This is a genomic window from Saccharopolyspora tripterygii, from assembly GCF_054778355.1.
In genome coordinates this window covers 288,542-301,817 of the sequence record NZ_BAAGZP010000029.1, presented here as the reverse complement: position 1 = coordinate 301,817, position 13,276 = coordinate 288,542, and the positions used below count along the sequence as shown (strand labels likewise).

General features: G+C 70.3%; 10 protein-coding genes. 3 read left to right on the top strand and 7 right to left on the bottom strand.

Annotation, left to right across the window (positions count from 1 at the left end):
• Window positions 1-90 precede the first annotated feature (90 nt).
• Window positions 91-1,662 carry a phytoene desaturase family protein gene (locus tag ACYVF3_RS23010; protein ID WP_461156321.1) on the bottom strand — a complete coding sequence of 524 codons (1,572 nt, stop codon included), beginning with the start codon at window positions 1,660-1,662 and terminating at the stop codon, window positions 91-93.
• Between the two features lie 81 nt (window positions 1,663-1,743).
• Entirely contained in the window at window positions 1,744-3,045 is a 1,302-nt protein-coding gene (locus ACYVF3_RS23005; RefSeq protein WP_461156320.1) for an MFS transporter, read from the bottom strand.
• A 134-nt stretch (window positions 3,046-3,179) separates the two neighbouring features.
• Between ACYVF3_RS23005 and ACYVF3_RS23000 the strand changes: the two genes are divergently transcribed.
• Complete coding sequence (locus ACYVF3_RS23000; RefSeq protein WP_461156319.1) at window positions 3,180-3,368, top strand: hypothetical protein; 189 nt, start codon at window positions 3,180-3,182, stop codon at window positions 3,366-3,368.
• Window positions 3,369-3,393: 25 nt separating this feature from the next.
• Here ACYVF3_RS23000 and ACYVF3_RS22995 read toward each other — a convergent pair whose 3' ends face one another.
• From ACYVF3_RS22995 to ACYVF3_RS22975, 5 genes are all read right to left on the bottom strand, one after another.
• The gene (locus tag ACYVF3_RS22995; protein ID WP_461156318.1) at window positions 3,394-3,804 is read right to left on the bottom strand and encodes a hypothetical protein; all 411 of its coding nucleotides are present in this window, start codon (window positions 3,802-3,804) and stop codon (window positions 3,394-3,396) included.
• 1 nt (window position 3,805) lies between these two features.
• Window positions 3,806-5,212 (bottom strand): Nramp family divalent metal transporter, encoded by a 1,407-nt coding sequence (locus ACYVF3_RS22990; protein WP_461156317.1) that lies wholly within the window; start codon window positions 5,210-5,212, stop codon window positions 3,806-3,808.
• A gap of 169 nt (window positions 5,213-5,381) precedes the next feature.
• Window positions 5,382-7,514 carry an acetate--CoA ligase family protein gene (locus ACYVF3_RS22985; RefSeq protein ID WP_461156316.1) on the bottom strand — a complete coding sequence of 711 codons (2,133 nt, stop codon included), beginning with the start codon at window positions 7,512-7,514 and terminating at the stop codon, window positions 5,382-5,384.
• 1 nt (window position 7,515) lies between these two features.
• On the bottom strand, window positions 7,516-8,742 hold the full coding sequence (gene frc, locus ACYVF3_RS22980) for a formyl-CoA transferase (protein WP_461156315.1): 1,227 nt from the start codon (window positions 8,740-8,742) through the stop codon (window positions 7,516-7,518).
• A gap of 13 nt (window positions 8,743-8,755) precedes the next feature.
• Complete coding sequence (locus ACYVF3_RS22975; protein WP_461156314.1) at window positions 8,756-10,456, bottom strand: thiamine pyrophosphate-binding protein; 1,701 nt, start codon at window positions 10,454-10,456, stop codon at window positions 8,756-8,758.
• Between the two features lie 298 nt (window positions 10,457-10,754).
• On the opposite strand from ACYVF3_RS22975, the gene ACYVF3_RS22970 reads away from it, so the two are divergent.
• Window positions 10,755-11,762 (top strand): 2-dehydropantoate 2-reductase, encoded by a 1,008-nt coding sequence (locus ACYVF3_RS22970; RefSeq protein ID WP_461156313.1) that lies wholly within the window; start codon window positions 10,755-10,757, stop codon window positions 11,760-11,762.
• 64 nt (window positions 11,763-11,826) lie between these two features.
• Window positions 11,827-12,966 (top strand): acyl-CoA dehydrogenase family protein, encoded by a 1,140-nt coding sequence (locus ACYVF3_RS22965; protein WP_461156312.1) that lies wholly within the window; start codon window positions 11,827-11,829, stop codon window positions 12,964-12,966.
• The last annotated feature ends 310 nt before the right edge of the window (window positions 12,967-13,276 follow it).

Below are 13,276 nucleotides of genomic sequence, written 5' to 3'. Positions count from 1 at the left end.
CCGAAACGGGACTGTGAACGAGTTGTGATTCGTCCCGGTCACTTTCGTGAAAGTCGCGTGGTCAGTGCGAGGTGGCGTGATGACGGTGCGTCAGCGAATCCGCTTGAGGACGGCATTCGCCGCCGCGTACCCGGAACCGCCGCCCATTCCCGGGCCCGGATGCGTCGAGGCCCCGATGTGCCAGAGACCGGGGATCGGTGGTGCGCTGCTCCCCGTCGCCGGAATCGGCCGCCACAGGTAGTTCTGGTCGAGTTCGGTGCTCCCGCCGTAGGGATCGCCCTCCGCGGCGTTGGGGTTGTGCTCGGTGAGCTCGGGCGGGGTGATGATGTCCACCCCGCAGACCTTGTCGTGCAGGCCCGGGGCGTGCGCGTCGAGCCGGTCGAACACCCGTCGCGCGTAGCCCTCGGCGAGTTCCCGGGTCCAGCCCCGGCTGGTGTCGAGCTCGTCGGCCGAATCGCCGACCGGGTGGTGCGGGAGTTCCTGGAGCTGCAGCCACAGCGACGCCGCGCCGCGCGGGACCCGCGTCTCGTCGATCAGGTGCTGGCTGCCCACCACCACGGTGGGCCGGCGCGGCAGGAGACCGGCCTCGGCCTCCGCGCAGGCGATGCCGGTGCTCGACGCGCCGTCGGTGAGGTGGACGATCGGGAAGTTCCCCAGCCGATCGTCGCGCCAGGTCAGCGGTCCGGACAGCGCGACGTGGATCTGCATCGCGGCCCGGCCGTAGCGGAACTGCTCGGCTTGGCGCACCAGCTTCGGCCCGACGGCGCTGGGCGGCAGCAACCGCCCGTAGAGCGCGGAGGGGGTCACCGAGGCCAGCACGCCGTGCCGGGAGCGCAGGACGCGTCCGTTGGCCACGACCCCGATCACGCGGCCGGTGTCGACGAGGATCCGCTCGACCTCGGTGCCGGTGCGGACCTCCACTCCCAGGGCGTCGAGCAGCCCGGCGAACGCTGCCACGAAGTTGCCCGCGCCGCCCTCCACCACGGGTAAGCCGGCGCCGTGCAGACCGGCGGCGAGCAGGCCTGTCATGAGTCCACCCGAGGCGTGGTCGGGCCCGAGTCCGGCGTGCAGCAGCCAGGGCGCGTAGAGGTGGTCGACCTCCGGACCGCGGAATCGGCGGTGCAGGGCGCGGCCGCTGGTGGCGAGCTGTCGCAACCAGCCGTCCGGGTCGCGCACGCCCCCGGTGTTGAGCAGCCTCGCGGCGTGCCGCAGCTGGGAGAAGCGCGTGCCGCTGAGGAAACCCTCGATGGCCGAGAGGTGCTCGCCCGCGGCGTCGAGCATGGACAGATAGTCGTGGCGGTCGGAGTCGTGCTCGAAGGCCTCCACCGTCCTGGCCGGGTCGCGGTGGCTCGTGGTCACGCGGCCGTCGTCGGCGACGCTCGCCGCCGCCCAGGACTCGGTGTTGCGGTAGACCAGCCCGTGCTCGTGCAGCAGCGGTCCGAGGGAGGCGTAGGCCGGGCCCGTCAGGAACAGGGAGTGCCACGAGGAGTAGGTGTCGTGGACGTAGCCGGGCACCGTGCGCTGCTCGGACGCGATGAATCCGCCCAGCCGGTCGTGGCGCTCCAGCAGCAGCACCGATCGACCTCGCCTGGCCAGCTCGGCGGCGGCGACCATGCCGTTGACGCCGGATCCGACGACGATGACATCGCTTTCGGTGCTCATCCGGCCGCCCCTCCCCGAGGCCCGGGGGCCTGTGATCATCCCACCTGACCAGGAGGATCATGGCACTGTAACCTGGACCGATCAAGGCGTCGCGTTGGGAAGGGTTTTCGGGAACCCGGGTCGTTGCAGCAGCCCGACCAGCACCGCCGACCCCAGGGACAGCGCCGCGGCGAGCGTCAGCGCGACCGGCGCGCCCCACGCCGACAGCGCGGTCCAGCCGAGTCCGATGCCCACGACGCCGCTGATCGCCTTCGCGCTGTAGACCACCCCGTGCACCTCGATGCTGCGGCGTTGCCCGAAGCACTCCCGGGCGAGGGCGGCGAACAGCGGGTAGAACGCGCCGCCGCCGGCACCCGCGATCGTCGCGCCCGCCAGCAACCACCCGGTGGAGGCGTTGTCGACGCCGACCAGCAGCACCACCTGGCCGACGGCCTGGATCGTCATCACCCAGCGCAGCGTGCGGCGGCGGCCGAGGTGCGCGGCCACCGGCATCGCCACCGCGCGGCCCGCGCCGTTGGTGGCCACGAACAGAGCGATCGCCGCCACCGGGGACACCGGCGCGGCCAGCAGCGCCAGGAACGCCGCGTCGAACAGCGAGACCGCGGCCGCGCAGAACAAGCACGCCGCGAGGACGGGAAGCGCCGGTGTCCGCAACGCCTCGGTGGCCGAGAACTCCCGCGCGGCAGGCGGGTTCGCCTGCGCCCAGCGCCGGTGGTCGACGTGCGCGGGCCACCAGTCGCGCGGCGGGTCGCTGACGAGCAGGGCGCATCCGGCGACGGCGACCAGCAACACCGGGCCGAAGGCGGCGAGCCCGGTCCGCACGTGCTCGGGTGCGATGGTGAGGGCGATGACGAACGGGGTGGAGCCGTAGGCGAACGCGCCGGTGACCAGCCCGACCCGGGCAGCGGCGTTGTCCGGGAACCACTTCTCGGTGGTGGAGGTGCAGGCCGCGTAGACCAGCCCGGCCCCGGTTCCCCCGAGCAGGGCGTACCCGGCGGTGATCCCGTGGGCGAGGCTGAGAACTCCTGCGGCGCAAAGCGTCCCGCCGATGAGGAGCAGGCTTCTGGGGCCTGTGCGGTCGTTCTGGCGCAGGTGAGCGCAGGGGAGTCCGGTGCCGGCCTGCAGCACCGTCCACGCGGCGAGCGTCCAGCACAGGATCGCCGGTTCGTGGCCGGCGGCGAGCAGCCCCGGGATCGCGGCTCCGAAGGCGTACTGCATGGTCCCCACCAGCAGCATCGGCAACCAGCACGCCCACAGCATCGCCGCGCGGGGCAGTCCGGTGAGCTCGCGCGGCTGCTCTCCGATCCGGTAGCGCCGGCCGTGGTGGTCGTGCGATTCCAGCTTCGGCGTGTGAAGTCCGATCATCGCCCACTTCTCCGGCATGGGATGCACCGTCCGCTCAGCTGGTCCGGGCCGTCCCGGTCGCACGGGTGTCGCTGCTCACATGGACTTCGCGAACCGGACACGAGATCGGCATACTGTATGCAGGAAGTCAGCGCAGGAGGGAGTGAGGGCACATGCGGATCATCGGAACCATCCGGCGCCATCTCGAAAGCATGCCGCGCGGATATGCGGCGGACGGGCGCGTCCTGGGGCTGGCCACGTCCGCCGCCATCCGGTCGGCTCGTCAGCAGGACGGTCGCGGCGGGGCGCGGCCGGAGCCGACGCACGACGACGGGCGGAGCCTCGCCGACGCGCGCGGCTGACCGCCGGAGGTGGTGACCGGTGCGCTCACGTCCCGGCACCACCCCGGACCAGCCTCTCCTGCACCCACACGAACCCGATCGCGAACCCGACGCTGATCAGCGCCTGGTAGACCAGGAACGAGAACGGTTGCGGCGGCAGCGAGAAGCTGTCGCCGACCACCACCCTGGTCCCCACGTCCTGCACCAGCCGCGCCATCGGGAACGCGATCAACCAGTACAGCGCGATGGGCGCGAAAGCACCGCTGCGGAACACGCCGCGCAAGCGCAGCGCGCTGCAACCCGCGCCGAACACCGCCAGCGGCACCGCCAGGAAGAGGCCGCCTGTCACGGCCCATCCCGGCGGTGCTCCGGCGACCAGCGCGAACAGCGCCGCGAACGACCCCGCGACGGTGCCGATGACCATTCCCGGTGCGGTGATCCTCGTCGACTCGGTCATGTCAGCTCACGACCACGCCGAAGCGAACGAGGCTGTAGAAGAGCATCCCGAGGTAGAACACCGCGCCCAAGGAGATGATCAGGTTGCTCCACCACTTGGGGCGGATCGGTTTCGGCAGCATCCGGTTGTTCACCAGCAGCAGCACCACGCAGTAGGCGCCCATCGCGAAGGTGGACAGGAACGCGAGGACGTCGAGGATCGCGCTCGGGCCATCAGCCGGACCGAACAGCAGGATCAGGATCCCGAAGGCGATCACGCCCCACAGGAACGCGGCGTAGAGGCGCGAGATGCCGAAGCGCTTGGCACCGCGCACGAAGTGGTAGGTCATGTCGGCCTGGCCCCGGGAGAACGAGTCGAACAGGCCCAGCGTCGCGTTGAGCCCGATCAAGGCGATGAAACCGAGGAAGACCGTGCCCAGCACGGGAGAACCCGCCGAGGAGAACGCATCGGCCATCGCCGACAGCGCGGCCTCCCGCTCACCGGTCTCGATCAGCGACTTCACGTCCGGGTTCTCCCGCGAGGCCGACTGGGCGAGCACGGTGAAGGAGATCGTCACCAGCATCGTGACGCCCCAGAACAGCAGCAGCGCGTCGAAGGTGACCCAACGCCGCCAGCCCTTCCACTTGGCCATCTCGGCCGGGTCGTCGGTGTCGAACATGAACCCGCGCGAGGGCATGGCCTCTTCCTCGCCCGCGTGCCTGAGGCCGCGGATGCGCGGGATGTGCGCGCCCATCCCGGCGCCGGAATCGCGCAGGTGCAGCGTGTACCACATCTGCTGCATGCCCGACGGGCCTGCGAAGGCGATCGCACCCACCACGACCGGGAACCACTCCGCCGACATCGCCGCCTCCGGGAAGTACCCGAAGTGGAACATCCCGGCGATCGTGCTGGTGAGGTCCTGCAGGTTGCCCACCAGCGAGGCGATCACGGCCGTGCCGACCACCAGCAGACCGATCAGGATCGACAGCACGTTCTCCAGCAGGCTGTAGATCACCTTGGCCATCGTGAAGATGACCCCGACCAGCAGCAGACCCGCGCAACCCGAGACGTACCAGGGGATTCCGGTGATCTGCTCCAGCGCCGCCGCACCGGCCGAGAGGTGGCCGGGCCAGATGTAGACGGCCATCGCGGTGATGAAGAAGAACCACATGAACGGCTTCGCCACGCGCGCCGCACCCGAGAAGATGCTCTCCCCGGTGGCCATCGCGTAGCGCGCCATCTCGAGCATGACCACGGCCTGCAGCGTGACCCCGATCAGGAACAGCCAGCGGATCTCCGGCCCGAAGATCAGCACGAGCCTCGGCCACATGTAGGACTCGCCCATTCCCACACCGAGTGCCACGAGGAACACGGTGGGGCCCAGCAGGTGGATGGACGGCGGTGCGTCGGGCAGCTTTCGGATGGGCATGGGCTCCAGCCCACCCGCCGGCCAGACCCTGCCGTCCGCTTCTAATACCGGTTCTTGATCGTCCCTCCCAGGCGCCTGATCAGCATCCACATCGGACCTCCTTGTCCTCGGGATTTTCCTCGGGAGCTCTGTTCGGCTACCTCGCTCGCGTGTCGGTGGTCGGGTGCGCTCATCCGTCGAGCTTTCCCGCTGCTCTGGCCCACCGGTACTTGGCGGCGAGGACCTCCACGGGCTTCTCGGTGGTGTAGGGGAAGGCGACGATGCCGTGGTCGAAGAGGTAGTCCGCTGCCTTCTCGACCTCCGTGTCGCCCGCCAGCGACACCACGATGGGCTTGTCGATCCCTTCCTCGCGGGCCTCCTCGGCCACGCGGGAAGCCAGTTCGGCGAACACCATCGGCGGGGTGACGATGGTGTGCCAGTACCCCAGGATCAGCGAGTGGATCCGCGGGTCCCGCAACCCGAGCCGGATGGTGGCCTCGTAGGTGCTCGGCGGCTCCCCGCCGGTGATGTCGACCGGGTTGCCCGCCGCGCCGAACGGCGGGATGTAGCGCCGGAACTCCTCGTCGAGGTCCGGCGGGATGTCCATCAGGCTCAGCCCGTTGGCCACGCACGCGTCGGAGAGCAGCACGCCGGAGCCGCCGGCGCCGGTGATGATCACGACGTTCTCCCCCTGCGGCGTGGGCAGGACCGGCAAACCCCGCGCGTACTCCAGCATCTCGTTGAGGCCCGGTGCCCGCACCACGCCCGCTTGGCGCAAAACGTCGTCGTAGACCTTGTCGTTGCCCGCCAGCGCTCCCGTGTGCGAGCTCGCCGCCCGCGCGCCCATGTCGGTGCGGCCTGCCTTGAGCACCACCACCGGCTTCTTCCGGGTGATGCTCTTAGCGGCCCGCACGAACGCCCGCCCGTCCTTGAGGTCCTCCAGGTGCATGGCCACGACGTTGGTGTTGTCGTCGTGCTCGAAGAACGTCAGCAGGTCGTCTTCGTCCACATCGGACTTGTTGCCCAGGCCGACGATCGCCGAGACACCCATCTTCGTGGTGCGGGAGAAGCCGAGGATGGCCATCCCGATGCCGCCGCTCTGCGAGGTCAGCGCCACGCCGCCGCGCACGTCGTAGGGGGTGCAGAAGGTCGCGCACAGGTTCTGCGGGGTGTAGTAGTAACCGTAGATGTTGGGCCCCAGCAGCCGGATCCCGTGCTCGCGGGCGACGGCGACGACCTCCTCCTGCAGCTCGTGGTTTCCGGTCTCGGCGAACCCGGACGGGATCAGCACCGCCGCCGCGACGCCCTTCGCGCCGCACTCCCGCAGCGCCGAGGACACGAACTTCGCCGGCACCGCGAACACCGCGACGTCCACCGGGCCGGGCACGTCGGTGATGCTCGCGTAGGCCTCGCGCCCCATGATCTCGTCGGCCTTGGGGTTGATCGGGTGGATCTCGCCGGCGTAGCCGCCGTTGATCAGGTTCTTCATCACCGAGTTGCCGATCTTGCCGTCCTCGTTGGACGCCCCGATCACCGCGATGCTGCCGGGCATCATCAGCCGCCGCATCGATTCCAGGATCTCCTCGGTCGAGCGCTGCGGCGCGGCCACCGGCTCCTCGGTCTGCAGCACGATCCGCACGTCGGCCGCCGTGGCTCCCGACGGTGTGGCGAAGACCGGGTTGAGGTCCAGCTCGGCGATCTCGGGGAAGTCGTCGACCAGCTGCGACACCCGGCGCAGCACCTCCGCGAGCGCGCGGGCGTCCACCGGTTCGGCGCCGCGCGCACCGCGCAGCACGTCGGCCGCGGCGATGTCGTCGAGCATCGACGCGGCCTCGTCGGCGCTCAGCGGCGCCAACCGGAAGGTGACGTCGGAGAGCACCTCCACCAGCACGCCCCCGAGCCCGAAGGCGACGACCTTGCCGAAGGTGGGATCGGTGGTGGCTCCGACGATCACCTCCTGCCCGCTGACCATCTGCTGCACCTGCACCCCGGAGATCGCGGGGTTCTCCACGTGGGCGTGGGCGTTGGAGAGGATGCGCTGGTATCCGGCGCGCACGTCCTGCTCGCCGCTGACGTCGACGAGCACGCAACCGGCGTCGGTCTTGTGCAGGATGTCCGGCGAGACGATCTTCAACGCCACCGGTCCGCCGAACTCGGCGGCGAGCGCCACCGCCTCGTCCGGGCTGGTGGCCAGGCCCTCCCCGGCGGTGGGGATGCCGTAGGCGTCGCACAGCAGCTTGGCCTCCGGCGCGGTCAGCGCTGCGCGGCCCTCGGACCGCACCGCGTCGAGGACCTCGCGCACGCGGGCACCGTCGTATGCCACTTCAGATCACTCCGTTCGCCTTGAGCTGGGCCAGTTCGGACTCGTCGATGCCCAGCCGGTCCCGGAAGACCTCGGCCGTGTGCTCGCCGAGCAGGGGGGAGCGCTGGACGTGCACGGGGGAGTCGGAGAGCTTGATGGGGCAGCCGACCGTCTTGAACTCGCCGCGATCGGGGTGATCGACGCTGACGATCATGTCGTTGTCGGCGAGCGAGGAGTCCTCGATGATCTCCTTGGTCGACAGGATCGGACCGCACGGAACGTTGTGCTCGTTGAGCGCCGCCAGCACCCTCCACTTGTCGTGACCGAGCGACCACTCCTCGATCAGGCCGAACATCTTGTCCAGCTTGGACAGACGCGCTTCGGGAGTGGCCCAGTCCGGGTCCTCGGTCAGTTCCGGCCGGCCGATCAGGTTCGCGATCGGTGCCCATCCCTGGGGCTGGACGATCACGTAGATGTAGTCGTTGGGGCCGCCCGGGCTGCAGCGCACCGCCCAGCCGGGCTGACCGCCGCCGGAGGCGTTGCCCGAACGCGGCACCTCGTCGCCGAAGTCGCCGTTGGGGTACTCGCGCAGCGGTCCGTGCGCCAGCCGTTGCTGGTCGCGCAGCTTCACCCGGCACAGGTTGAGCACCGCGTGCTGCATGGCCACCGACACCCGCTGGCCCTCCCCGGTGCGCTCGCGCTGCAGGAGCGCGGCGAGGATGCCCGCCACGGTGTGGATCCCGGTGCCGGAGTCACCGATCTGCGCGCCGGTGGCCATCGGCGGCCCGTCCTCCGAGCCGGTCGTGGACATCGACCCGCCCATCGCCTGGGCGACGACCTCGTAGGCCTTGAAGTGGGTGTAGGGGCCGTCACCGAACCCCTTGATGGAGGCGTAGATCAGCTTCGGGTTTATCTCCCGCAGCGTCTCCCAGGTGAACCCCATGCGGTCGACGGTCCCGGGCCCGAAGTTCTCCACCAGCACGTCGGATTCGGCCACGAGCCGGGTGAAGATCTCCTTGCCCGCGTCGCACTTCATGTTCAGCGTGATGCTGCGCTTGTTGCAGTTGAGCATCGTGAAGTAGAGGCTGTCGGCGTCGTCGACGTCGCGCAGCTGCTTGCGGGTGATGTCGCCGGTGGGGGCCTCCAGCTTGACCACGTCGGCCCCGAGCCAGGCCAGGATCTGCGTCGCCGACGGCCCGGACTGCACGTGCGTCATGTCCAGGACTCGCACGCCTTCCAATGCACTCATGACTGGAAACCCCTCACTTGTACATGGTTTGGTTCATCGTTCCGGGGGCGTAGACCTCGGGATCGACCCAGACGTTGATCAGCGACGGCTTGCCGGACTCGCGGGCGCGTTGCAGCGCGGGAGCGATGTCGGCGGGGTCGTGGACCTCTTCGCCGTAACCGCCGAGCATCTGGGCGAACTTGCTGTAGGGGATGTCGCCCAGGGTGTTGCCGACGCGTCCGCGGTCCTCGCCGTACTTGGCGATCTGGCCGTAGCGGATCTGGTTCATCGAGGAGTTGTTGCCGACGATGCCGACGAACGGCAGGTCGAAGCGCACCATCGTCTCGAAGTCCCAGCCGGTGAGGCTGAACGCGCCGTCGCCGAACAGGCACACGACTTCCTTGTCGGGGCAGGCCTTCTTGGCCGCCATCGCGAAGGGCACGCCGACGCCGAGGGTTCCCAGCGGCCCGGGGTCCATCCAGTGGCCGGGTGCCTTGGGCTGGATGACCTGGCCGGAGAAGGTGACGATGTCGCCGCCGTCGCCGATGTAGATCGAGTCCTCGGTGAGGAATTCGTTGATCTCGTGCACCAGCCGGTAGGGGTCGATGGGCGAGGAGTCGGAGTGCTGGCGGCCGAGCCGCTTCTGCAGCGCGGCGTTCTCCACCTCGCGCAGTTCCTGCACCCAGGCCCGGCGGCCGCTGGCGCCGTTGTCGTTGCGCCCGGAGGCTGCCTGCGACAGCGCGGTGAGCACCGCGTCGGCGTCACCGACGATGCCCAGGTCGACGTCGCGGTTGCGGCCGACGGTGCGGTAGTCCAGGTCGATCTGCACCACGGTCGCCTCGGGGGAGAGGCGCTTGCCGTAGCCCATCCGGAAGTCGAACGGCGTGCCCAGGATGATGATCAGGTCGGCCTCGGAGAACGCGTGGCGTCGCGCGAGCTGGAAGTGCAGGGGGTCGCCGGGCGGGAGCGTGCCGCGGCCTGCGCCGTTGCAGAAGGCCGGCAGGTTCAGCTCGCGCACGAGCTTGACCGCCGAGTCCGTCGCGCGGCAGGTCCAGGTCTGGCTGCCCAGCAGGATGCACGGCTTCTCGGCCTTGACCAGCAGGTCGGCCAGCTTCTGCACGGCGTCGGGGTCGCCCGCTGAGCGGGTGGTGGCCCGGTAGCCGCCCGCCTGCGGGATTCTCGCCCGTTCCGCCGGGACCTTGGCGTCGAGAACGTCGCGCGGGATCTCCAGGAACGACGGGCCGGGGGAGCCGTGGAAGCACTCGCGGAAGGCCATCGAGACCATGTCCGCGGCGCGTTCGGTGTGCGGGACCGTGGCGGCGAACTTGGTGATCGGGTTCATCATGTCCACGTGCGGGAGGTCCTGCAGCGACCCCATCTTGTGCTGTGACAGGGCGCCCTGGCCGCCGATGAGCAGCATCGGGCTCTCGGCGCGGAAGGCGTTGGCCACGCCCGTGACCGCGTCGGTGGTGCCGGGTCCGGCTGTGACCACGGCGCATCCGGGCTTGCCGGTGATGCGGGAGTAGCCGTCGGCGGCGTGCGCGGCGACCTGCTCGTGGCGCACGTCGATGACGTCGATGCCTTCGTCGACGCAGCCGTCGTAGATGTCGATGATGTGGCCGCCGCAGAGCGTGAAGATCGTGTCCACGCCTTCGGCTTTGAGCGCCTTGGCGACGAGGTGTCCGCCGGAGATCTGATCGGGTTCGCCTGCGTTGTCGGGTGCCGTCTGGGCCATGCGCTCATCCCCTTTGAAAGGCGCGGCTGCGGTCGTCTCCATACTGCATACCGTATGAGGTACCTATCAGGGATACCGCAGCGAACCGCGGGTGTCCATAGCCGGAGCCGGTCCTCAGCGGCAGGTTTGATCTGTCCGAAGTGGACTTTCGGCGCGCGGTCGTGCCTGGTCGGCACGGTGATCGCGGGGTCGCACGAGGACGGAGGAGAAGGGAGGAATCTTGCCGGACTGGCGACATACTGTATACTGAATGCACCGACACCCGCGTCTGGCCGCACGACCAGAGCGGAGATCCATCGTGAGAGTCGCTGTTGTCGGCGCCGGTGCCATCGGCGCTTACGTGGGCGCCTGCCTGCACAGGGCGGGCGCGAAGGTGAGCCTGCTGGCTCGCGGGGACAACCTGAACGCCCTGCGCGCCCGCGGAGTTCAGGTCTTGAGTCCGCGCGGGGACTTCCGGGTCGCCCCGCACGCCACCGACGATCCGGCCGAGATCGGTCCGGTGGACCACGTCGTCCTCGGCCTGAAGGCGTACTCCTACGCCGGGTGCGGACCACTCGTCCACCCCCTGCTGAAGGAGGACACCACGATCATCGCCGCGCAGAACGGAATTCCGTGGTGGTACTTCCACGGCCTGCGCGGTCCTCTCGAAGGGCACCGCATCGACGCCGTGGACCCCGGCGGAGCCGTCAGCGCCGTCCTGCCGCCGCGCCGCGCGCTGGGCTGCGTGGTCTACGCCGCCACCGAGCTCGACGCCCCCGGAGCGGTGCGGCACCGGGAGGGCACCCGCTTCTCCCTCGGCGAACCCGACGGCAGCGACTCCCGGCGCTGCCGGGAGTTCAGCGAGGCCATGACCGCAGGCGGGCTGAAATGCCCCGTGGAGCAGGACATCCGCAACGACGTCTGGATCAAGCTGATGGGCAACGTCGCCTTCAACCCGATCAGCGCCCTCACCGGAGCGACGCTCGCCGGCATGTGCGGGCACCCCGGAGTGCGGGACCTGGTGGCCACGGTGATGCGCGAATCGCTGGAGATCGCCGCCGCGCTCGGCTGCCACCCCGGCATCGCCGTCGAGCGGCGGCTGGCCGGGGCCGAGCGCACCGGCGAGCACAAGACGTCCACGCTCCAGGACCTGGAACGGGGAAAACCGCTGGAACTGGCGGCGATGCTCACCGCGGTCGTCGAACTGGCCGACCTGGTCGGCGCCGACGCACCGGTGCTGCGGACCGTCAACGCGCTGGGCGACCTGCTCGGACAGCGCGTCGCACCGCGCGAGACCGCCACCGCCGGGCCGATCCCACGGGAGTGAGCATGCTCGACCGCACGCCGCCGGCCCGCCACGCACCCGTGGCAGGCCGGTCCGGATGGTCGCGATGACCACCCGCAACCACCGCGACGCCCTGGAACGCGTCGTGCGCACCACCGTGGAACCGAGCGCCCGAGAAGTCGACGACCGAGGCCGCTTCCCGCGCCAGACCATCGACGCGCTCGGCCGGGCCGGGCTGCTGGGGCTGATCCTCCCGATCCGCCACGGCGGTTCCGGCCGCGGACTCGGCGAAGCCGTCGAGGCGGCCACGCGGGTCGCCCGCGTGTGCGGCTCGACCGCAGCGGTGCTCGCCGCCCACTACGCGGCCACCGCCGTGCTGGCCCGGCACGCCGGAGCGGACCTGCTGCGCGCGATCGCGGCTGGCGAGCACCTGTGCGCGGTGGCGCTCGCCGAATCGGATGCCCGCGGACTCGTGCCGTCCGGGCACGCGGAAGCGGCCGGGGGAGTGGTGTCGCTCTCGGCCCGCAAGAACTGGGTGACCGCGGCAGGCGAAGCCGACAGCTACCTCTGGTCGAGCCCACCCGCGGGTGATCGGGGCGGGATGTCGTTGTGGCTCGTTCCCGCCGAAGCACCGGGGTTGTGCGTGCCCGAGGCCGTCGACGCGGTCGGACTGCGCGGCAGCTCCACCGCCACCATTGTCGCCGACCCGGTGCGCGTCCCGGAGTCGGCGGTGATCGCGAGTGACGGCGGAGGAGCGCAGCCGCTGCTGGAGGTTCTCCTGCCCTGGCTGTGCGCGCTGCAGGCGGCGCTGGCGCTCGGGCTGATGGAAGCCGTGCTGGCGCGCAGCATCGACTGCGTCACCGGCCCGCAACCCTCCTGGTCGCGCTGGCAGGACCCGCCCGCCCGGCGGCCCGAGGTCCGAGCGGACCTCGCTCGCATGAGGACGAAGGTGGACACCGCGCGTCTCGTGCTCACCGACGCCGTGCACCACGGTCGCTACGGCGAGGGTCCCGAACGCCTCCTGCAGGCCCGCGCGCTCGGTGGCGAGAACGCCATGCGGGTGGCCGAACTCGGCATCAAGGTCTGCGGGCAGTACGCCTTCCGGCCCGACTACGGGCTGGAACGGCGGTTCCGGGACGCCCACGCGGCGACCCACGGACAGCTGCCGACCGAAACGGCCTTCGACCAGCTGGCGACGCTGACCTGCCGCGCGCCGCTCCTGCACGGGATGGGCCGGGACGAGTGATCAGCCCGGGGGCCTGGCTGGCATCGGGCAGGAGGAAAGGAAAAGAGCGGCCGCTCCCCACAAGCAGCCGCTCTTCGGTCCCCCTCCCTGAACGGTGACGCCGGCGCCGGTGCGATGAATCCCCCATCACTCATCGAACCGGCGCCCGGCCACCCGAGCGACCGTCGGACGGAGTCAGCCGGACGCTCATGTGCCCCAGGCAGGCGACATGAATACTGCCCGAGTCATCTTTCTCGGGCCTTTCACAGCCGCGAAGTCCGAGCGTGTGGAGTTGATCTACCGCGGTCGGCCCCCGCTGGACGCACCCGAA

Coding starts and splice junctions, on each gene's coding strand:
- ACYVF3_RS23010 (WP_461156321.1), bottom strand. CDS start 1,662: ATGAGCACCGAAAGCGATGTCATCGTCGTCGGATCCGGCGTCAACGGC.
- ACYVF3_RS23005 (WP_461156320.1), bottom strand. CDS start 3,045: ATGCCGGAGAAGTGGGCGATGATCGGACTTCACACGCCGAAGCTGGAA.
- ACYVF3_RS23000 (WP_461156319.1), top strand. CDS start 3,180: ATGCGGATCATCGGAACCATCCGGCGCCATCTCGAAAGCATGCCGCGC.
- ACYVF3_RS22995 (WP_461156318.1), bottom strand. CDS start 3,804: ATGACCGAGTCGACGAGGATCACCGCACCGGGAATGGTCATCGGCACC.
- ACYVF3_RS22990 (WP_461156317.1), bottom strand. CDS start 5,212: ATGCCCATCCGAAAGCTGCCCGACGCACCGCCGTCCATCCACCTGCTG.
- frc (WP_461156315.1), bottom strand. CDS start 8,742: ATGAGTGCATTGGAAGGCGTGCGAGTCCTGGACATGACGCACGTGCAG.
- ACYVF3_RS22975 (WP_461156314.1), bottom strand. CDS start 10,456: ATGGCCCAGACGGCACCCGACAACGCAGGCGAACCCGATCAGATCTCC.
- ACYVF3_RS22965 (WP_461156312.1), top strand. CDS start 11,827: ATGACCACCCGCAACCACCGCGACGCCCTGGAACGCGTCGTGCGCACC.